Origin of the sequence: Mameliella sp. CS4, assembly GCF_019392335.1 — a bacterium.
Classification (GTDB): Bacteria; Pseudomonadota; Alphaproteobacteria; order Rhodobacterales; family Rhodobacteraceae; genus Antarctobacter.
The window spans coordinates 184,459-203,121 of the sequence record NZ_JAHXRQ010000005.1 but is presented as its reverse complement, the minus strand read 5'-3'; the positions used below and the strand labels follow the sequence as shown (position 1 = coordinate 203,121).

Here is an 18,663-nt window from a genome sequence, read left to right as displayed (position 1 = left end):
CTACCTCAGCTGGCGACTTGTTCGCGCAGGATCGAGGCGGTCAGCGAGATCATCAGGTAGATGCCACCGAAGATCAGGAAGGCCAGCACCGTGTTCTCGAACTTGCGAGGATAACTCGGGTCCTCGGAAGGTACGGGCACAACGGATGTGGTCAGGTAGCGGGCCTGGCTGTCGGCGTCGCGACGGGCCTGTTCCAGTCGTTCCAGCGCCGTTTGCAACATCAGGTCGCGGGTCGATAGATCGGCCTCGGCCAGCTTGATCTGGACCGCCACTTCGGCCAGTGAATCCTTGCCCGTGGTCGCCGTTGTCATCTCGCGGTTCAGGCGGTCCAGCAAGGCTTCGAGCCGGCGAATGTCACCCTGGGCGCCTTCGACCTTGGCCTGGTTCGGGCGGCTGTTGTCCAGCAGCGCCTGCAGTTGCAGCTGTTTTTCCTGCAATTGCAGTTCATAAGTGTTGATCTGCGAGCGCAGCGCGGCAATCCGCCCTTCGGGGTCGACGACATTGCCCTCCTGCTGCATGCGCACCAGCTTTTCCTGCGCGTCGCGGCGGGCGGCCTCGGCATCGGCCAGCCCCTGTTCGGCGTCGGTCACTGCGTTGGACCGTTTGCGCAGGGACAGGTTGTCCACCCGTTCCTCGGCATAGCCGATCAATGCCTTCGAAAAATCGGCGGCGACCTCCGGGTCGGCGGCCATCACCTCCATCTTGATGACGCCCTCGGTCGGGTCATAGCCGATCTGGACGTGACGTTTGTAAAGCGAATAGGCCTCTTCGTTGGTCGGCTCGGGGTCCAGCCGCTGGATCGGATCAATAAAGCCCTGGGTAAAATGCGATTTGAACCCTTCGTCCCGGTCCAAGCGCAGCATGGCGTCCTTGGAGGTCAGGTAGGATTGCACCGCGATGGCATCCTGGTTGGTGGCGAATTGCGTGCCCGAGAACAGCGATCCCATTGCTCCACCGGAACTCTCTGCCTTCAGGATCAGGAATTCCGACTTGGTCGAATACATCGGCGTCGCCACGGCATAGAAATAGTATCCCGCGATCAGGGTCGGCAGCAGGACAAAAGCCGCCAGCCGCACCAGAAGCAGCATCATCTTCTTGCGGCGGCGCGCGGCCAGCTCGCGCTGGATTTTCAGGATTTCGGCAGCGCGGCGTTCTGCCGGGCTGACGGTTTCGGTCGAAGGCAGCTGTGTCTTTTCCAGCTTTACGGTCTGCGGCAGTTGCACCTTGGGTTCGGGTTTTGATTGCGGTGGCGTGGCGGTCTTGTTGCTGGGTTCCGCCTGCACCAGTTCCAGCATGTTGGCGCGCTGGAACGGGTCGATCCCGCGTGCACGCAACAGCCGCACCGCATCGAAATCCGATGTCGCCTCAAGCCCATGCTTGTTGGCGACGCGGCGCGCCATGCGCAATTGGCGCCCTGTCAGACCCTCGGCCCGGATCGAGTCCATATCCGTCTCTCCCGCAACCTGGCGGGGCGAGGCGACCTCGCCGCTGCGGGCCTTGGCGGCGGCCCCGGCGTTGGAGAATTGCGGTCGGCCCGGCGGGGGCGGGGTGGCCGCGGATGCGGGTGGCGTGGGGCTGGTCGTCTCCGCCGGATCGCCGCGATCGGCCTCGGCCCCCTCTCCTGAAAGGGCGGCTGCGGCCGGTGAACGCCGAATGCGGAACTTCTTAGCCTTCGGTTTCATAGTCATAGAGCCGTTTCGCTTCTTCCAGGGTGTCGAACATATGCATTTTACCATCCATCAGGACGGCGGCCTTGCGGGCAAATTTCTCCAGCACCTTGGGCTGGTGACTGACAATGATGATCGTGGTCGTGCGCAGCCGTTCGGCCAGGATATCACCGGCCCGCTTGTTGAAACCGGCATCGGTGGAATTGGGCATACCCTCATCGATCAGGTACATGTCGAAATCCAGCGCCAGCATCAGCGCAAAGGTGAACCGTGCCCGCATGCCCGAAGAATAGGTGCCGATGGGCTGGTCGAAATATTCCTTCAGGTCGCACAGCCAGCGGCAGAAGGATTCGACGTAATCGGGGTCTAGACCGTAAAGCTTGGCGATAAAGCGGGCGTTTTCCTTGGCCGAGATCTTGGAAACCACACCGCCCATGAACCCGAGGGGAAAGGAAACACGGCAGCCACGCCGGATCTCCCCCTCATCCGGCTTTTCCAGCCCGGCCATCATCTTGATAACGGTGGATTTCCCGGTGCCATTGGGGGCCAGGATGCCAAGAGACTCGCCAATGTCGACACGGAAGGAAACCCGGTCAAGGATCACCTTGCGCTGGGCGCCGGTCCAGAAGGACTTGCTGACCATGTCGAACTCTAACATCTGGGTGCCCTGACTATACCCGGTTCCCTTGCAAATTGGTGTATGCGCCAAGTTGGTAGATAATTTGTTCACATTATGGCGTTGTCGCGAAACAAAAACAAACCGGGCCCCGGTGAGGGGCCCGGCAGGTCAACAATTCATCATGAATCTCAGGCGACGAGGCCCCAGATCATGCCTGCGATCAACGATCCCAGCAGCGCGTAGCCAAGGTAGGCCATGAAGACCCGCGGTTTGACCAGCGCCCAGACCGCGATGGCGGCGGGAATACAGCTGACGCCGCCGGCCAGGACAAAGCTCATGGCCGCGCCCGGTGCCATGCCCTGCGCCAGAAGGGCGTCGACCAGCGGCACAGCGGCATAGCCGTTCAGATAGGCTGGTGCCCCCACCAGCGCGCCCAACAGGATCGGCATGAACCCGGTGCCGCCCAGCACGCCCGCGATCATGTCGGCGGGGACGTAGTGGATCATCAGCGCCTCGATCACATAGGCCAGGGTCAGCCACTTCAGCAGGAACAGCGCGTTTTCCAAGGCGGTGTCGCGGAAGGTCGCGGTGCGCTCGCTCTCTTGCCAGAAGGTCCAGACCGGCTTGCCGCTGAACGGCTTCTTGACGCCACAGCAGCCGCCCACCTGCGGTTTCTCGCGCAGCGGATCGCGGAAGACAGGGCTGTTGGCCAGGGCCTTGGTGCCGAAACCGCCCAGCAGGCCCAGCCCAACGGCGGCGGCGGTCTTGGCCACGGCAAAGCCCCAACCCAGCGTGCCCGCAGTGATGAGGAACATGGCCGGGTCCATCAGCGGCGAGGCCAGCCAGAAGGCCATGACCGCCGACAAGGGCGCGCCCACGGCCAGCAGGGCGGCGATGAAGGGGATCACTTCGCAAGAGCAGAAGGGAGCCATGCCGCCCAGCAGGGCGGCCAGGAAGATCATCCGCACCTCTCGCCCCTCAAAGGCCTTGGCCAGCAGGGTTTCTGCGCCTGTGGCCTTGAGATAGGCCACCGCCAGCACGGCAAACAGGATGAACGGCGCGGTGCCCGCCAGCGCGCCGGCGGCAAAGGTGACTGTCGGCCAGAGCTGAGGCCAGTCGACCAGCGCCACAAGGGCCAGCAACGCGATACTGGCCAGCCAGGCCTTTGGCACGGGCGGCAGGCGGCGGGTTGCCGTTGTGGTGGTGTCAGCCATTCTGGATATCCTTGTGACAGATCGAGGCATCCGCGCAGCACTGGCGCAGCAGGTAATCGGACAGCGCCTCCACCTCCGAGTAATCGGCGGCGGCGCAGATGATGGAACGTCCCTGCCGCGCCTGGGAGACAAGCCCGGCGGCAGAGAGGATTTTCAGGTGGTGGGTGAGGGTCGACCCGGTGATCCCGGTGCGTTCACCCAACGCGCCGATGCTAAGCCCTTCGTGCCCGGCCCGCACCAGCGTGTGCAGGACCTGAAGGCGCTGTTCGGACCCAAGCGCGGCAAACTTGGAAGCCGCCGTTTCGACGGTCAGAGGTTGGGAATCGATCATTTTCATATTTCTAACGTTGTCGAAATAAAGATGGCTTGGCAAGGGTTATTTCGATATTTGTCGAACTGATTGGCGCAAGGCGCCTGCGATGCCCCGCTTGGCTTGCACGTTCTCCTCGCCGAAAACGGGCCCACCGCAGGGACCCCAACTTCCGCCCGATCGTGTTTCTTTGGGCGGAAAATACCTCCGGGGGTGAGGCCGGAGGCCGAGGGGGCAGCGCCCCCTCCCGGCGTGACCTCGACGCATCGGCGGTCTAGACTTGCGCAATGCACCAACTGCTTGCCGACATCCGCGCCTGCCGTCTCTGCGCCGACCGGTTCGCCGCCACCGAGACGGAACATGCGCCGCGCCCCGTCTTGCGTGCGCAACCCACGGCCCGCCTGCTGATCGCGGGGCAGGCCCCGGGGATGAAGGTGCACCATTCCGGCCTGCCGTTCACCGATCCGTCCGGCGATCGCTTGCGCGACTGGCTGGGGATCGACAGCGAGACCTTCTATGACGCCACCCGCGTTGCCATCGTGCCGATGGCCTTCTGCTTTCCAGGGTATCGCAAGGGGTCAGACCTGCCGCCGCCGCCGATCTGCGCCCGCACCTGGCGGCAGCAGGTCATCGAGGCGCTGCCCGATGTCCAACTGACCGTTCTGGTCGGCGGTTACGCGCAGAAATGGCATCTGGGCGTCAAGACGAATGTCACAGACACCGTTGCCTGCTGGCGCGACTTTTCGCCCGGGGCGCTGCCCTTGCCGCATCCGTCCTGGCGCAATACCGCATGGTTGAAACGCAATCCCTGGTTCGAGGCCGAGCTGCTGCCCGTCCTTCGGACCCGCGTCGCAGAGGTGCTGGCATGAGCGATGAGACCCTGACCGAACTGGACCGCGCCCATGCGGCGATGGAGGCCGCGCCGGAAGACGATGCGGTCCGACTGCGCTACTACGACCGGCTGGCCACGACAGAGCTGTACCTGATACTGACCGCCGAACCGCAGGGGCAGGAGATTTCGCCCGAGGTGTTCGAGCTGGGCGACGCGCGCTTTGTCCTTGGCTTTGACCGAGAGGAGCGGATGGCGGCGTTTGCCGGGCGGGCGGTTCCCTATGCCGCGCTTTCGGGCCGGGCACTGGCCGCGATGCTGGCGGGGCAGGGGATCGGCCTTGCCCTGAACCTCGAGGTGGCGCCCTCGCAATACCTGTTGCCGCCCGAGGCGCTGGACTGGCTGGCCGAAACCCTGGGCCACGGCCCGCAAGAGGCCGAGGCGCGCCCCGCCGAGTTCCGCGCCCCCCGCGTGCCAGAGGCGCTGGTGACGGCGCTGGATGCGCGGCTGGCCACCGGCGCCGGGCTGGCCCGCAAGGCCTACCTTGCCGAGGTGATCTATGACGATGGCACACGCGGGCACCTTCTGGGGATCACCGGCACGGTTCCGGGTGCCGAACCGGCGCTTGCCGGGGCGATCAACGAGGCGCTGGTTTTCTCGGGGCTGGAGGCCGGGGCGCTGGACGTCACCTTTCTGGCAGACAGCGACCGGCTGACCGCGGATCTTGCCCGTGTCGCGCTGCGCTTTGACCTGCCGCAGCCTCAGGCGCCGAAGCGCGTCGAACGGCTGGCCCCCGGGGCCGACCCGGACAAGCCGCCGATCCTGCGCTAGCCCAGTTCGGACTTCAGGGTTGGCAGGGTGTCTCCCTCGCGCGGCTCTGCCTCCCAGATTGCACGGGCGATGGCGCGCGACAGGCAAAGGCTGGCCGCATGGCCGATCATCGTCACTTGCGGACCCGGGTCCTGCAGCGCGCGCGCGCCCGTCGCGGCGGCAAAGACCAGGTCCCCGTCCATCGGTGAGTGCGCGGGCAGGATCGCCCGTGCGATCCCGTCATGGGCGGCCACGGCGACCCGGTGGCACTGTGCCTTGCTCAGCGCCGCGTCGGCGGCGACGATTGCAATCGTCGTGTTGCCCTGGGCGGCCATTGCGCTGACCTTGCGGCTGGGGGGGAGGGCGATTCCGGGCGCCGGGTCCACGCCCAACCCGCCGAACTCTCCTCCCAGCTCGAAGGGTGCTGCCCAGAAATGGCGGCCCGATGGGGTCGTCACGCTGCCCATCGGGTTGGCGGCCACCAGGGCGCCCACGGTTGTCCCGTCCTCCAGCACCAGGCTGGCCGAGCCCAGCCCGCCCTTGTGCTGTGCCGTCTGCGCGCCGGTGCCCGCGCCCAGGGTGCCTGGCGCAAAGTCGGCCGTGGCCGAGATCAGCGCCTGCCGCCCCAGCGCGGGATAGGGATTGTCGCCCCAGGCCTTGTCGCCGCCATTGAGAAGATCGAACAGGATCGCCGCCGGGACAATCGGCACGCGGGCCGAGAAGATGCTGAATCCCTTGCCTTTTTCATGCAGCGCATCCATCACGCCCTGGGCCGCCGCAAGGCCGAAGGCGCTGCCACCGGACAGCACCAGCGCATGCACGGCCTCGACGGATTTGTCCGGCGCCAGCAGGTCGGTTTCGCGTGTCCCCGGCGCACCGCCCATGACGGAAACCGAGGCGGTGAAAGGGGTCTCGGAGGTCAGGACAGTGGTGCCCGACCTAAGCTTTTCGTCCTGGGCATTGCCGACCAGCAGGCCGGGGACATCGGTGATCAGGTTACGGTTTCCGGGTCGCATGGCTGGCCTTGGGATCAGGAGATTTGCCCGCAGCATCCGGGGCCGTCCGGAGAATCGCAAGGGGCCTTGGCCGCGACGGATGAAGATCGGGTGACGGTGGCGCGCGACAGGCTTAACGCGGCGCACGTCACGCAACATGCCACAAGATGTTGTGGTCACGCCCGATCCGGACAGGGCTGAAAACGGAGCTGCGGGGCCCTTTTTCCGTACGTTTTGTACAAAACGTACGGCGATTTCCGCAAAACGTACAAAACCGTTCCCGCTTTGGACCAAGTCATGAACGTGACGTCGCGTCGGACAAGGTTAAGGCCCGTGATGCGAGGGCCGCAGCGGGGGTCAGGGGCGCGTGGCCAGAGCCTCGATCTGCGCCCGCATGACAGAGGCAAAATCGCCGCTGGCGGGCCGCGTCGCAAGCGGCGCAAAGACGATGGATGCCAGCCCCATCCCGGCGGCCCGTTCCTTGGCCTCTTGGGGCGGTTCGGCTTCCCAGATCAGCAGGGAGGCGCCGGTTTCCGCAACCATGTCCTGCAGATCCTGCCATTGCGCCTCGTCCGGCAGCGCACCCGCCTCCCATTCGAGCGCGGCGATGTCGAGGCCATAGGCCCGGGCGAAATACTGATAGCGGGGGTGGGTCGCGATGATCGTCGTGCCCTGCAGCGTGGCCAGCGCGTCGCGCGCCTGGGTGTCCAGGGCGGCCAGATCCGCCAGCAGCGACGGCAGCCTTTCCTCGACCCGGTTGCGCAGGTCCGGCATCCGCCGTTGCATGGCGGCGGCCAGCGCCTCGGCCTGTCCCGCCGCCAGCTCGAAATCGAGCCAGGTGTAGCTGGCGGTTCCGGTGTGCGAATGCGCGCCATCCTCGCCGTGGCTGTGGCTCACGGATTGCGTGGCGATGAAGGCCGCGGACAGTTTGGCGGAGGTATCGACAAGCCGCGAGCGCGGCAGCGAGGCCCGCGTCGTCCAGGTCGCGAAACCGGCCCCGTTGAGCGCAATCAGATCCGCCTGCTGGATCGCCGCGATGTCGGACAGTCCGGGCCGCCAGAAGGACGGGTCGCGCCCGTCGGGAACCGGGAACAGGACCTCGATCGCATCGCCGCCAAGGCGGTCCGCCATCCAGGCCAGCGGGTAGTTGACGGTGGCGACCACGGGCCGCTCCTGCGCGGTGGCGGCACCGGCCAGGACGGCCAAGGCGCATGCAAGTGGTTTGAGCATCAGTTCTTCCCCTGACCGTAGGCGATGTCGTCCGGTGTCAGCATCCAGTAGTCGGAATGGCCCTCGCTGACTTCGACCTCGATCATCAGCCCGGTGTTGGCGGCGCCCTCGGGCAGGGCAAACTGTGTCTTGCCCTCGTCACCGATGTCCAGCGTCATGAGCAGGACGTTCTGGGCATCCAGCACGCGGATCTCGCCCCCGGTCGGGACGCGGCCCGAGGAAAAGGTGGATTCCACCGTCACGGTCTGACCCGAGACAGAGGCAAAGACCCGCAGGTCATGCGCCGCAACGGGAAGCGCGGCGAGCGCCAGGGCAAAGGCGAGCGCGCGGATCATTTCGCGCCCCAGGGTTCGAAATGCACCCAGATCACGGCGCCCAGTTCATGCGCCTTGTCCTCACCGTCATGCTGCATCGGCTCTGCGGCGGTGTTCAGCGCGGCGAACCCCCACCATCCGTCGGCCGGCACGGCATAGCTGAAGACACCATCGGCATCGGCCTTGATCGTCTGGGTGATCATCAGGTCCGAGGGCGCAACCGCGCTGCCATCCTCGTTGTAATATTCGACCTCGACCTCGGCGTAGGGCACGGGCGCGCCGTCAAGCTTGACGATGCCCTGGAACAGGTTGCCTTCCCACAGGGCAAAGGGCTTGGACAGCGGCACGATCTCTGTCTTCAGGCCCAGTTCCGCGTCCCAGCCGTCATCGTCGCCGTAGGCCGAAACGTAGGTCTTGGTGAAATGGGTGATGAAGGCGTCTTCCTCGGGTTCCCAGTAGGGTTTGGGGGTCATGGCAAAGACATGCGTGCCCGGGCGGTCCAGCCGGTATTCGGTGGCAAAGGCGGCATGGTCCATGACCTGAGTGTCCTGCAGCCTGTCCAGCAGGTCCGTCGTCTTGCCGCCATGCGTCACGGTAAAGGCCTCGGGCCGTTCCAGCACCATGCCGATGCCCTCGAAAGGGTGGGAGAAGGAGAGTGTCAGGTCGATGCTGCGCCCGTCCTCCTGGCTGACCATGTTGTCGGAGGGGATGATCATGCCGTAGTGGGCCGTGGCCGTCGAGGCGAGGGCGGCAAGGGCCGCGGCGGTCATCAGGGCTTTCATGGGGCCGTCTCCGTTACTGGGAAGCTGAAATTGTTACTCATAGGGCAAGAATCCAGGCGACCAGCCTGTCGCCGTTCATGGTGACGACCGTGACAAGCCCCGTGGCAATCCCTGCCGACACGATCAACAGTAGGGCAATTTCCGCAAAGGCCAATCGCAGGATCATGAAACGGCCCGCGCCCAGCCGCCGGGCGGTTTCGATCTCCGGGGCGCGCAGGCTCCAGGCCAGGAACAGCGACAGGCCGATGGCGCCAAGTGCGGCGATCCCGATCACCAGCGTGACCGCGTCCAAGAGCGCCGCGATCCGGAAGATCCGGTCGACCAGCCCTGCGACGACCTCGGCCGGGACGGTCATCTGCAGCGGGTTTTCCGGGTCAAGGTAGCGCCCGCGCAGGATCGTCCCGGAGCGGGTGTCGTAGGGGGCGACCAGCACGGCGGACAGGGGATAATCGCCGGAAGGGCCGTGGAAATGAAAGCTGTCGATGTTGTCGGGCGTGATGCGCTGGAACTGGGTGATGGCGGCATTGGCGGTGACATTGCCCGCGTCATCCGGTGTCACCACGTCGTCATGCCCGTGGCCGATGCCGGCGATGATCCAGGTGGTCTTGACGTCGGTAAAGACGGCCTCATCGTCGGGCGTGCCGGTGGGGGCCAGGACCCCGGTGATCTGCAGTTCCAGCGGATAGACCCCGTCTAGGTCGAAGAGGTTTTCCGGCGAGGACACCACCGTATCGCCGGGGCCGAGGCCCAGCCGGTCCGCCACCTGCGCGCCCAGCACCGCCTCGCCCAAGAGGGCCATCTGCCGGCCTTCGGCGATCCGCAGCCCGCGAAAGTCGACGTAGTCGAGCGAGGTGCCGACGATCCGTGCGCCATTGGTCTGAAAGCCCGTGTGCAGGGGGATCGGCAGCGCCAGTCCGCTGTCCCAGACCGCATCCTCGGCGGCGCGGGAAATGGGCTGCGCGCGATCCTGCGAGAAATAGACCGCGCTCATCACCAGGTCGAGCTGGCTGCCCCGTGCGCCCAGCACCAGCGGCGTGGCCTCGGCCCGCCGGGTCAGCGCCTCTTCCGAGCCGCGCAACAGGACCTGTGTCACCAGTGGTACCGACAGGATCAGGGCGCCGACGATCACCAGCACAAGGCTGCGCGCCCATGTCCAGCGCAGGTGGGCAAAGGCGAGGAAGAAGGCGTTCATGCGGGCTGTCTCAGCGTGGCAAAGTCGATCACGCGGTCAAAGCGCGGCAACAGGTCGTGGTCATGCGTCACCGCAAGAACGGTGGCCTGCATGTCCAAGGCCCGGTCGAAAAGCAGGTCCAGGATGGCTTCCTTGGTTTCTGGGTCGAGGTTGCCGGTGGCTTCGTCCGCGAGGATCAGTTTCGGCTGTGTGACCAGCGCCCGGCAGATGGCCACGCGCTGCTGTTCGCCCCCCGACAGCGCGGGCGGGTGGCTTTTCAGGCGATGCGCGATGCCGCAGGCCTCTGCCAGGGCGTGGGCACGTTCCCTGACCTGTGCATCCAGGCGCAGGCCAAGACCGACGCGATAGGGATAGAGGATGTTCTCATAGGCGTTCAGGTAGTCGACCAGCGCGAAGTTCTGAAAGATGAAACCCACATGCGTCGCCCGGAAACGGCGGCGTGCGGCCTCATCGAGGGTGGCAAGATCGGTCCCGGCGACAGTCAGCGTGCCCGCGTCCGCCCGCACCATCCCGGCCACGAGGTTCAGCAGCGTCGTCTTGCCGGTGCCGCTGGGACCGATCACGCCGACACGTTCGCAGGCGGCCACGTCCAGCGCGGGCACCTTGAGGGCAAAGCCGCCGCCGGGATAGGCAAAGGCCAGGTCGCGCGCCGCGATCAACTGTCTTCCCCCGGGGGAGGGGCGTCGGCGTTGCGCTCCAGCGTGCCCGCGTCGCTGCGGTCCACCTCTGTCAGCGAGAACCCGGTGATCTTCCAGGCGCCCTGATCGGGAGCCATCGTGAGATCCGCGGCATAGGCATTGCCCCGCATGTGCATGTGTTCGGCATGGCCGACCACGCCCAGGACGCGCCATCTGGCCGCGATCTCGACCATGTCGCCCGTGCGGCGCGCGCTCATGCCCAGCAGCGAGACGTCGTGGATTTCCTGATCGGGGTTCAGGCCGCCCCCGGCCATCGCGCCGACCCGTTCAAGATAGAGCTGTTCCAGCGCGGGACCGGCGGCCACCGTGGCGAGACGGTCATAGATCTCGGCCTCTTCGGTCTGGCTGAAGGCCTCGTAGATCGTGGCGAGGATGCCGGGCAGCAAGAGGGGGCTTTCGCGGGAAAATTCCTGCGGCGACATGCCGTTGGCCGAGACCGGGGCGGCCCGATCCGGCGCCATGAAGGACCAGGCGCCGATCGCGATACCGGCCGCCGCGAGCGCCGCGGCCAAAATGTTCCTGAACATGATACGCCTGCACCGCCTTCCGAACTTCGACCATGAGCATAGTGCAGAGCCGGTCGCGTGCAAGGCGGACCGCGCCTTCCACCATGCCCCGCGAATCCTGCGGTCCGAGGCCCGGCGGCAAGGCGTGGCGCCCGGGGGCGCGGGGCGACCGCCCTGAGCGTTGTGCGCAAAACGTCAAAAGGCGTCTCGTCGCGTATCAAAGGGCACCGGCCTAGTCCTTGCGCCCGACCAATCCTGCCACAGCCGCCGCGCCAACGGCGGTGATGATCCATCCCGCGACCTGCAGGGCGGGTTTGGCCCAAAACCCGAATGCCCCCCAGTTGCCCCGGACCGGAGACGGCGCCCAGGCCGCCTCTTGCCCCAGGGCATCCAGCGGGATGAAGACATCCAGCGCATAGAGCATCGGTTGAAAGGTCTCGTAATCCTGCGCCGCCGGGCTGCCCTTCCACAGGGCCAGCGGCAGCGGGCCTGTTGGGTTGTCCTCATAGCCCTCTACCGCCGTGATCCAGTCGGCGGAAGTCAGGACAATGGCAGACTCCGGCGCCATCTGGTCCACCGCCCAGACCTGCGCGTAAAGCAGCGTCGCAAAGATCCAGAGACCGAGGACCCAGTAGATCGCCCGACCGGGCCGGTGGCCAAAGCCAAAGACCGCGCCGAACAAACCGTTGACGGGCCGCATGAGCGTGGCCAGTTGCGCCGCCCAACCCGCGCGCCATGTCCCGTCCTGCGCCGCCATCGCCCGATGATAGCTCGCCCGCCGCACCCGCTTGTCGCGTTCTTCCAGAAGGCGGGCGGCCCCCTGTGTGACGCCCTGCTCGCGCAACACCTTGGCAAGCTGGGTATAGGGCTGCGGGTCGCATTGTTTGCGATTGGCGCCGCGGATGAAGGGCGGCTGGTCCAGCCGCGTGTTGCCGTCGTGATCCAGAATTTTGTCGATGGCCGGAGTGATCCGCCGCTCTGCCTTGCGGGACAGCCAGGTCAACCGCTCGGCAACGCTCATCCCGCTGTCCAGCCGCTCATAGCGAAAGCCGGAGAGATACAGCGGCTTGGCGCCTCGCCAGCTCTCCCTGTCATCGCAAAGTCGCCCGAGATGCGCATCGTCGAAATCCAGTGGCCCGGAAAACCCCGCCAACCCGCACCAGAACAGCGCCGCCTCCACCCGCAGCCCTTCTGCGGCCAGCCCGCTGTCAAATCGGCCCTCTTGGCAATCGAGATGGCCCTGAACATGGGCGCGGGTGAGGTTGACCAATCCTTCGGCGTGAAATCCGTCCCTCAGAAAGACGTCAGCCCCCACCTTTAAGCCATCGCAGTTGAGCGCCATGCCGCCGGGGTTTTCGAACCGCCCCTTGATGCAGTCTAGCTGACCGGTGATCCGGGCGCCTATAAAGTTGACCTCTCCCGTGGCATGAAACCCGTCCCTCAGGAAGACGTCAGACCCCACCTGCAAGCCATTGCAATCGAGCGCCACGCCGCCGGGGTTTTCGAGCCGCCCCTTGGTGCAGTCGAACTGCCCGGTGATCCGGGCGCCTCTGAGGGTGACCTCTCCGGTGGCATGAAACCCGTTTCTCAGATGCAGATTGCGTTCCGTCTTCAAGCGGTCCGCCCGCAATCCCGGCAGGGCGCAGCCGGGCAGATAGACGCCGCCCAGCTCCGCATCGTCCAGATCCGGCTCTTGCAGAAACCGGCAGTCAAAAAGGCTCAGATCACGGGAGGATTTGACGGCTTCGAGGTCGAGGAACCCGGTGATCACCGCGCCCTGCACCCCAACGGAGCGATCGGGCAAGGGCAGATCGGCGCAGCCGCCGGTGACCAGGTGGCGGATCAGGGGCGCGCGGATGCGGGGGGCGTCTTCACTGTCCTCGGGGCAGCCCTCGCCGAAATCGACAAAGCCGTTGGGCGCCTCGGCGATCAGCCTTTCCTCGGCTTTGGTCCAGGGATGTCCCCCTTGATCTGATCCAGTGTCTTGCCAGTGCCTGCCATCGCGTCCCTCCTGTCTTTCGACATGGGCAAAGATGAGGCTGATGCCAAGAGGCGTCAGCCCGAAATCGCCCGGGGCGGGGGCGGCTGCGATGGGTCCAGTCTTGAGTGGAAAGGGAGGGGGCCTCTGTAACCCATTGATTTGACTGATCCGTCAAACTGTTCGCGCGTCGATGCCCTACACCCCGGCCCGTTTCAGATACACCGCCCCCCGTCCACCTCCATGCAGACGCCGGTGATCATGTCCGCCTCGTCCGAGCAAAGAAACAGCGCGGCATTGGCCAGGTCGCGGGGCGTCGAGAACCGGCCCAGAGGGATGGTGGAGAGGAACTTGGCCCGCATCTCGGGCGTGTCCTCGCCCATGAAGCTGGCCAGCAGGGGCGTTTCGCCTGCCACGGGGTTGAGCGCGTTGACGCGGATGCCCGACGGCGCCAGTTCCACCGCCATTGTCCGCGTCGCCGTGTTCATCCAGCCCTTCGACGCATTGTACCAGTTGAGGTTGGGCCGGGGAGAGACACCCGCCGTCGAGGCCACGTTGAGGATCGCGCCCGAGCCCTGCGCCTTGAGCGCGGGGACAAGCGCGCGGGCGGTGAGGTAGACCGACTTGCAGTTGACGGCAAAGACGCGGTCGAAATCCTCTTCGCTGACCTCGTCCATCGGGGCGGGCAGGTGGGTGATGCCGGCGTTGTTCACCAGGATGTCGATGCCGCCCATGTGCTCATGCGCCAGCGCCATCAGGGCGCGGACGCTGGACCCGTCCGAGACATCGCTGTGCAGCGGGTGCGCGCCGGTCGCCTCGGCCACCTTGCGGGCGTTTTCATAGTTGATGTCGGCCACAACCACCTGCGCGCCCTCGGCGGCGAAACGGGTGACGATCCCTTCGCCGAAGCCGGAGCCGCCGCCGGTGACGATGGCGCGTTTGCCTTCCAGTCTCATGATGGCTCTCCTTAATAGGTTGCGCGGCCGCCGGACTGGTCGAAGACCGCCCCGGTGGTGAAACTCGCCTCGGTGGAGGCGAGCCAGCAGGCCATCGCCGCGATTTCGTCGACAGTGCCGAAGCGGCCCATCGGGATCTTGCTTTCCATGTAGGCGATGAATTCATCCGTCATCTGGTCGAAGATCGCGGTGCGGACGGCGGCGGGGGCGATGGCGTTGACGGTGATCTGCGTGTCGGCCAGTTCCTTGCCCAGCGATTTTGTCAGCCCGATGACAGCGGCCTTGGAGGCGGAATAGGCCGAGGCGTTGGGATTGCCCTCTTTGCCCGCGATGGAGGCCATGTTGACGATGCGGCCAAACCCCGCGGGCCGCATCAGCGCCGCGGCGGCGCGATTGCAGTAGAAAACCCCGTGGGTGTTGAGCTCGAAGACCTGTTTCCAGGCCTCGGTGGGGTATTCGATGACGGTGGTGTTGGGGCCGGTGATCCCGGCGGAACAGACCAGCGTGTCGAGCCCGCCCATCGCGGTCTGATCCTCTGCCATTGCGCGGGTGACGGCCTGGGGGTCGGTGACATCGATGGCGCGGGTGCGGATGTTGGCCTCGCCTTCGATGGCGGCGAGGTTGTCCTCGGAGATGTCCCAGACCGTGACTGCGGCGCCCTCGGCGGCAAGGCGGCGCGAAATGGCCGCACCGATGCCCGAGGCGCCGCCGGTGACGACCGCGTGGCGGTTTTCAAAGCGCATTGATGATCCTCCCTTTTGGGCGGCATGTTGGGGCCAGTCCGTGGCGAGGTCCAGCGCTTTGCGGGCTGTTGTCGGCGGGACGGGACTGTTTGCGGCATGCGCCGCAAAGGCGCCCGCCCGCCGACCCTTTGGAACAGGCTGCGCCTGTTTTTCGCTTCGGGAGTCACCAGCGAACAGGCCTCGCCTGTTCCCCTGACCCCTCCCTCGCTTATTCGGGCCTGAGCCAGCGCGCGGGGCGATGCAAGGGCAAGCCGCGCTTTGCGCGGGCCTGCGGCCCCTAGCATCGCCCCGCGCCCCGGCTCTGATCGGCCTCAAGCGACGGAGGGCTCCGGGGAACAGGCTGGGGGCCGGTCTGCCTGCCGGTAAACTCTCCGGTGTGAGCACCGGTGCGGATGCGTGAACAGAAGAGTCAGGAGGTGAGTGCCGGCAGTCGGGGCGCGGCGTCGAGCAGGGTTTGTGTATAGGGGTGTTCCGGCGCGGAGAAGATCCGCTGGGTCGGGCCGGCCTCGACGATGCGGCCCTTTTGCATGACCATGACCCGGTCGGCGATCCCCCGCACCACCGAGAGGTCGTGGCTGATGAAGAGATAGGCCAGCCCGTGACTGGCGCTGAGCCCGGCGATGAGGTCGAGGATCTGCGCCCGGACGCGCACGTCGAGCGCCGAGACCGCCTCGTCGAAGACGATCAGGTCGGGGCGGATGATGAGCGCGCGGGCGATGGCCAGGCGTTGGCGCTGGCCGCCGGAGAAGGCATGGATGTGTTTCTGCGCATCGCCGGGCGAGAGGCCCACGGCGGTCAGCGCCTCTGCGATGGCCTCGTCCCGGGCTTTGCCCCGGGGTGGGTCGGGCAGCAGGTGGAAGGGTTCCGTGATCAGGCGCGCGACGCGGTGGCGGGGGTTGAAGCTGCCGTAGGGGTCCTGGAAGACGACCTGCACCTTGCGCCGGACCTCGGGGTTGGGGCGGTGATGGGTGAAGACCGGCGCGCCGTCGAGCGTGATGGTCCCCGAGGCGATGGGGGTCAGGCCGAGCAGCGCGCGGGTGAGGGTGGACTTGCCGCAGCCGGATTCGCCCACCAGTCCAACCCGTTCCCCCCGGTCTATGGCAAAGCCGACATCGTCGACGGCGGTGAAGTGCGGATGGGCGGCAAAGGGATGCGGGCGCGGCAGCGGGTAGGTGCAGGTCACGCCGCTGGCGTCGAGAAGCGGGCCGCTGTCGGGGCGGGGCGGCAGATGCGGCTGGTGGCCGGAGGCCTCGAAGAGGGCGCGGGTATAGGGGTGCTCGCGCCGCGCGAGGAGCCGGTCTGTCGGTGCGCTTTCGACGATGCGGCCCTTTTGCATGACGGCGATGCGATCGGCCATGCCCGCGACCACGGCAAGGTCATGGGTGATCATCATCAGCGCCATGCCCTCTGTTTTCGTCAGATCCTGCAAAAGGTCGAGGATCTGTGCCTGGGTGGTGACGTCGAGCGCTGTCGTGGGTTCGTCCGCGATCAGCAGCCGGGGCCGGAGCGCGATGGCCATGGCGATCACCACGCGCTGGCGCTGGCCGCCGGAGAGTTCATGCGGGTAGCGCGAGAGCGGCAGGTCCAGGCCACAGCGGGCCAGCGCCTCTGTGGCCTGCGCGCGGGCCTTGGCGCGCGGCGTGCGGGGCGCGTGTTGCAGGATGGTTTCCGAGACCTGGGCACCGATGCTCTGCACCGGATTGAGCGCGGTCATCGGTTCCTGGAAAACCATGCCGATGTCGCGGCCCCGGATGTCGCACAGGCGCCGTTCCGGGAGCGTGAGCAGGTCTGTGCCGTCCAGCGCGATGCGGCCCGAAGCGCGGGCGCCTTGTGGCAGGAGGCCCATCGTCGCAAGCGCGGTCATGGATTTGCCCGACCCGGATTCGCCGGTCAGGGCGAGGATTTCGCCGGGGGCGATGTTCAACGAGACGGTGTCGAGGATGCGCGTGCCCTGGATCTCGACGGTGAGGGCGTCGATGTCGAGAAGGGGGGGCTCTGCCCCCGGCCTGCGGCCTCCCCCGGAGGATTTTTCGCCCAAAGAAGCGCTCATGTGCGCAGGACCTTCAACCGTGGGTCAAGCGCGTCGCGCAGCCCGTCACCGAGGACATTGAGGCCGAGGACCATGAAGACGATGGTCAGCCCCGGGATCACGGCGACATGCGGGGCGAGCGAGACCAGCGTCTGCGCATCGGCCAGCATTCGCCCCCAGGAGGGCACCGGCGGCTGGGCGCCGAGGCCCACGTAGCTGAGGCCCGCCTCGGCCAGGATGCCCAGGGAGAACTGGATGGTGCTTTGCACGATCAGCAGGTTGGCGATGTTGGGCAGGATGTGCTCGGCGCTGATGCGCGGCGTGGACTTGCCCGCGACGCGGGCGGCGAGGATGAAGTCGCGCGTCCAGAGCGACAGCGCCGCGCCGCGCGAGAGGCGGGCGAAGACGGGGATGTTGAAGATGCCGATGGCCAGGATCGCGTTGATGGCGCCGGGGCCGAAGACGGCGGTGATCAGGATGGCGATGACCAGGCTGGGAAAGGCGAAGATCAGGTCGGAGGTGCGCGAGATCAGCTCGTCCAGCAAGCCGCCGCGGGCGGCGGCGGCGGCTAGGCCCAGCGGCACGCCGAGGGTGAGGCCGATGCCCACGGCGACCAGCGCCACGGCGATCGAGGTGCGCGCGCCGACCATGAGCATGCTGAGGATGTCGCGGCCGAAGTGATCCGTGCCCAGCAGGTGGTCGCCGCCCGGTGGTTGCAGGCGGGCGGGAATGTTCATCGCGGTGACCTCGCCCGGCGTCCAGAGAAAGGACAGAAGGGCGGCGCCGAGAAAGAGCGCGGTGAGCGCGCCGCCGAGGATCAGGTTGCGGCTCATCTGTGGCGCAGCCTGGGGTCGGCCAGCGCATAGGCGAGGTCGGTCAGGAAATTCACCAGGATGACGGCGAAGACCAGCAGCATGACGGTGCTTCCCACCACGATCAGGTCGCGCTGGCTGATGGCCTGGAAGATCAGTCGCCCGAGGCCCGGCAGGTAGAAAACCTGTTCGATGATGATGCCCCCGGCGATGAGAAAGGAGAATTGCAACCCGATGATGGTCAGCACCGGGATCAGCGCGTTGCGCACCCCGTGGCGCCAGAGCGTCTGGGTGCGGGTCAGCCCCTTGGCGCGGGCGGTGCGGATGTAATCCTCTCCCAGGGCGTCGATCAGGGAGGAGCGCAGCACCCGGGCGAGGATGGCGGCCTGCGGCAGGGCCAGTGCCACGGCGGGCAGGGTGAGGGCGCGGAGGGCCTGCAGCGGGTCCTCCCAGCCGGGGAAGCCGCCGGAGGGAAAGATGCGCCAGGTGATGGCAAAGCCCAGCACCAGCAGCATGGCGAACCAGAAGTTCGGGATCGCGACGCCCAGCTGTGAGAAGGCCATGACGCCGAGGTCGGGCGCGCGGCCACGGGTGGCGGCGGCGATCAGACCGGCCGGGAAGGCCAGCAGGATCGAGAGGGCAAGGGCGAAAAGCGCGAGCGGCAGCGAGATCCACAGCCTCTCGCCGATGATTTCGGCCACCGGGGCACGGTAGGTGTAGGAGGTGCCGAAATCGCCTGTCAGCATGCCAGTGGTCCAGGCGAGGTAGCGTTGCCATTTCGGCAGGTCGAGGCCCAGTTCCTCGCGCAGGGCGGCCAGGGTTTCGGGCTGGGCGTTGATGCCCAGCATGTAGCTGGCCGGGTCCCCGGGCGCCACTTCGACCACCAGGAAGATCACCGCCGAAGCGACGGCAAGGCTGAGGACCAGCGAGATCAGGCGTCGGGACAGGTAGGCCAGCATGGAGGCACCGTATGGGCGGC

Annotated in this window: 19 protein-coding genes; 2 read left to right on the top strand and 17 right to left on the bottom strand. The window is 66.6% G+C overall.

Translation table 11 applies throughout. The annotated features are described in order from the left end of the window. Nucleotides 1-5 precede the first annotated feature (5 nt). The 4 genes from KZZ07_RS09200 to KZZ07_RS09185 form a co-directional block, all read right to left on the bottom strand. Nucleotides 6-1,688 carry a KpsE/RkpR family capsule polysaccharide export protein gene (locus KZZ07_RS09200; protein ID WP_219513683.1) on the bottom strand — a complete coding sequence of 561 codons (1,683 nt, stop codon included), beginning with the start codon at nt 1,686-1,688 and terminating at the stop codon, nt 6-8. Further along, entirely contained in the window at nt 1,666-2,325 is a 660-nt protein-coding gene (locus KZZ07_RS09195; RefSeq protein WP_219513682.1) for an ABC transporter ATP-binding protein, read from the bottom strand. Before KZZ07_RS09195 ends, KZZ07_RS09200 begins: the two co-directional genes overlap by 23 nt. A gap of 149 nt (nt 2,326-2,474) precedes the next feature. Further along, entirely contained in the window at nt 2,475-3,500 is a 1,026-nt protein-coding gene (locus tag KZZ07_RS09190; protein WP_219513681.1) for a permease, read from the bottom strand. Beyond that, a complete protein-coding gene (locus tag KZZ07_RS09185) occupies nt 3,493-3,837 on the bottom strand; it encodes an ArsR/SmtB family transcription factor (protein ID WP_219513679.1) in 345 nt (114 codons plus the stop codon). Before KZZ07_RS09185 ends, KZZ07_RS09190 begins: the two co-directional genes overlap by 8 nt. Before the next feature lie 260 nt (nt 3,838-4,097). On the opposite strand from KZZ07_RS09185, the gene KZZ07_RS09180 reads away from it, so the two are divergent. Together KZZ07_RS09180 and KZZ07_RS09175 are read left to right on the top strand one after the other, a co-directional pair. Further along, on the top strand, nt 4,098-4,679 hold the full coding sequence (locus tag KZZ07_RS09180; protein ID WP_219513677.1) for a uracil-DNA glycosylase family protein: 582 nt from the start codon (nt 4,098-4,100) through the stop codon (nt 4,677-4,679). Next, on the top strand, nt 4,676-5,470 hold the full coding sequence (locus KZZ07_RS09175) for an SseB family protein (protein WP_219513676.1): 795 nt from the start codon (nt 4,676-4,678) through the stop codon (nt 5,468-5,470). The genes KZZ07_RS09180 and KZZ07_RS09175 overlap by 4 nt, the downstream gene beginning before the upstream one ends. Here KZZ07_RS09175 and KZZ07_RS09170 read toward each other — a convergent pair. The 13 genes from KZZ07_RS09170 to KZZ07_RS09110 form a co-directional block, all read right to left on the bottom strand. Next, entirely contained in the window at nt 5,467-6,465 is a 999-nt protein-coding gene (locus tag KZZ07_RS09170; protein ID WP_219513675.1) for a P1 family peptidase, read from the bottom strand. The genes KZZ07_RS09175 and KZZ07_RS09170 overlap by 4 nt on opposite strands. A gap of 336 nt (nt 6,466-6,801) precedes the next feature. Continuing rightward, entirely contained in the window at nt 6,802-7,674 is an 873-nt protein-coding gene (locus KZZ07_RS09165; protein WP_219513674.1) for a metal ABC transporter substrate-binding protein, read from the bottom strand. Then, a complete protein-coding gene (locus KZZ07_RS09160; protein ID WP_219513673.1) occupies nt 7,674-8,009 on the bottom strand; it encodes a hypothetical protein in 336 nt (111 codons plus the stop codon). Before KZZ07_RS09160 ends, KZZ07_RS09165 begins: the two co-directional genes overlap by 1 nt. Continuing rightward, complete coding sequence (locus tag KZZ07_RS09155; RefSeq protein WP_219513672.1) at nt 8,006-8,770, bottom strand: DUF4198 domain-containing protein; 765 nt, start codon at nt 8,768-8,770, stop codon at nt 8,006-8,008. The genes KZZ07_RS09160 and KZZ07_RS09155 overlap by 4 nt, the downstream gene beginning before the upstream one ends. A 37-nt stretch (nt 8,771-8,807) precedes the next feature. After that, nucleotides 8,808-9,962, bottom strand: a complete 1,155-nt coding sequence (locus KZZ07_RS09150) for an ABC transporter permease (protein WP_219513671.1) — start codon at nt 9,960-9,962, stop codon at nt 8,808-8,810. Next, nucleotides 9,959-10,621 carry an ABC transporter ATP-binding protein gene (locus KZZ07_RS09145; protein WP_219513669.1) on the bottom strand — a complete coding sequence of 221 codons (663 nt, stop codon included), beginning with the start codon at nt 10,619-10,621 and terminating at the stop codon, nt 9,959-9,961. The genes KZZ07_RS09150 and KZZ07_RS09145 overlap by 4 nt, the downstream gene beginning before the upstream one ends. Further along, nucleotides 10,618-11,187, bottom strand: a complete 570-nt coding sequence (locus KZZ07_RS09140; RefSeq protein WP_219513667.1) for a hypothetical protein — start codon at nt 11,185-11,187, stop codon at nt 10,618-10,620. Before KZZ07_RS09140 ends, KZZ07_RS09145 begins: the two co-directional genes overlap by 4 nt. A 211-nt stretch (nt 11,188-11,398) precedes the next feature. Continuing rightward, a complete protein-coding gene (locus tag KZZ07_RS09135) occupies nt 11,399-12,970 on the bottom strand; it encodes a hypothetical protein (RefSeq protein ID WP_219513665.1) in 1,572 nt (523 codons plus the stop codon). A 389-nt stretch (nt 12,971-13,359) separates the two neighbouring features. Further along, entirely contained in the window at nt 13,360-14,100 is a 741-nt protein-coding gene (locus tag KZZ07_RS09130; RefSeq protein ID WP_219513663.1) for a glucose 1-dehydrogenase, read from the bottom strand. 11 nt (nt 14,101-14,111) lie between these two features. Continuing rightward, a complete protein-coding gene (locus tag KZZ07_RS09125; protein ID WP_219513662.1) occupies nt 14,112-14,843 on the bottom strand; it encodes an SDR family NAD(P)-dependent oxidoreductase in 732 nt (243 codons plus the stop codon). 409 nt (nt 14,844-15,252) lie between these two features. Continuing rightward, nucleotides 15,253-16,893, bottom strand: coding sequence for an ABC transporter ATP-binding protein (locus KZZ07_RS09120; protein ID WP_219513661.1), 1,641 nt, complete (start codon nt 16,891-16,893; stop codon nt 15,253-15,255). Continuing rightward, nucleotides 16,890-17,705, bottom strand: a complete 816-nt coding sequence (locus tag KZZ07_RS09115; RefSeq protein ID WP_219513660.1) for an ABC transporter permease — start codon at nt 17,703-17,705, stop codon at nt 16,890-16,892. Before KZZ07_RS09115 ends, KZZ07_RS09120 begins: the two co-directional genes overlap by 4 nt. After that, on the bottom strand, nt 17,702-18,643 hold the full coding sequence (locus KZZ07_RS09110; RefSeq protein WP_219513659.1) for an ABC transporter permease: 942 nt from the start codon (nt 18,641-18,643) through the stop codon (nt 17,702-17,704). The genes KZZ07_RS09115 and KZZ07_RS09110 overlap by 4 nt, the downstream gene beginning before the upstream one ends. Nucleotides 18,644-18,663 lie beyond the last annotated feature (20 nt).

What these genes read in the sequence shown, in the direction of transcription:
- KZZ07_RS09200 (WP_219513683.1), bottom strand. Translation starts at nt 1,688, where the DNA reads ATGACTATGAAACCGAAGGCTAAGAAGTTCCGCATTCGGCGTTCACCG.
- KZZ07_RS09195 (WP_219513682.1), bottom strand. Translation starts at nt 2,325, where the DNA reads ATGTTAGAGTTCGACATGGTCAGCAAGTCCTTCTGGACCGGCGCCCAG.
- KZZ07_RS09190 (WP_219513681.1), bottom strand. Translation starts at nt 3,500, where the DNA reads ATGGCTGACACCACCACAACGGCAACCCGCCGCCTGCCGCCCGTGCCA.
- KZZ07_RS09185 (WP_219513679.1), bottom strand. Translation starts at nt 3,837, where the DNA reads ATGAAAATGATCGATTCCCAACCTCTGACCGTCGAAACGGCGGCTTCC.
- KZZ07_RS09180 (WP_219513677.1), top strand. Translation starts at nt 4,098, where the DNA reads ATGCACCAACTGCTTGCCGACATCCGCGCCTGCCGTCTCTGCGCCGAC.
- KZZ07_RS09175 (WP_219513676.1), top strand. Translation starts at nt 4,676, where the DNA reads ATGAGCGATGAGACCCTGACCGAACTGGACCGCGCCCATGCGGCGATG.
- KZZ07_RS09170 (WP_219513675.1), bottom strand. Translation starts at nt 6,465, where the DNA reads ATGCGACCCGGAAACCGTAACCTGATCACCGATGTCCCCGGCCTGCTG.
- KZZ07_RS09165 (WP_219513674.1), bottom strand. Translation starts at nt 7,674, where the DNA reads ATGCTCAAACCACTTGCATGCGCCTTGGCCGTCCTGGCCGGTGCCGCC.
- KZZ07_RS09160 (WP_219513673.1), bottom strand. Translation starts at nt 8,009, where the DNA reads ATGATCCGCGCGCTCGCCTTTGCCCTGGCGCTCGCCGCGCTTCCCGTT.
- KZZ07_RS09155 (WP_219513672.1), bottom strand. Translation starts at nt 8,770, where the DNA reads ATGAAAGCCCTGATGACCGCCGCGGCCCTTGCCGCCCTCGCCTCGACG.
- KZZ07_RS09150 (WP_219513671.1), bottom strand. Translation starts at nt 9,962, where the DNA reads ATGAACGCCTTCTTCCTCGCCTTTGCCCACCTGCGCTGGACATGGGCG.
- KZZ07_RS09140 (WP_219513667.1), bottom strand. Translation starts at nt 11,187, where the DNA reads ATGTTCAGGAACATTTTGGCCGCGGCGCTCGCGGCGGCCGGTATCGCG.
- KZZ07_RS09130 (WP_219513663.1), bottom strand. Translation starts at nt 14,100, where the DNA reads ATGAGACTGGAAGGCAAACGCGCCATCGTCACCGGCGGCGGCTCCGGC.
- KZZ07_RS09125 (WP_219513662.1), bottom strand. Translation starts at nt 14,843, where the DNA reads ATGCGCTTTGAAAACCGCCACGCGGTCGTCACCGGCGGCGCCTCGGGC.
- KZZ07_RS09120 (WP_219513661.1), bottom strand. Translation starts at nt 16,893, where the DNA reads ATGAGCGCTTCTTTGGGCGAAAAATCCTCCGGGGGAGGCCGCAGGCCG.
- KZZ07_RS09115 (WP_219513660.1), bottom strand. Translation starts at nt 17,705, where the DNA reads ATGAGCCGCAACCTGATCCTCGGCGGCGCGCTCACCGCGCTCTTTCTC.
- KZZ07_RS09110 (WP_219513659.1), bottom strand. Translation starts at nt 18,643, where the DNA reads ATGCTGGCCTACCTGTCCCGACGCCTGATCTCGCTGGTCCTCAGCCTT.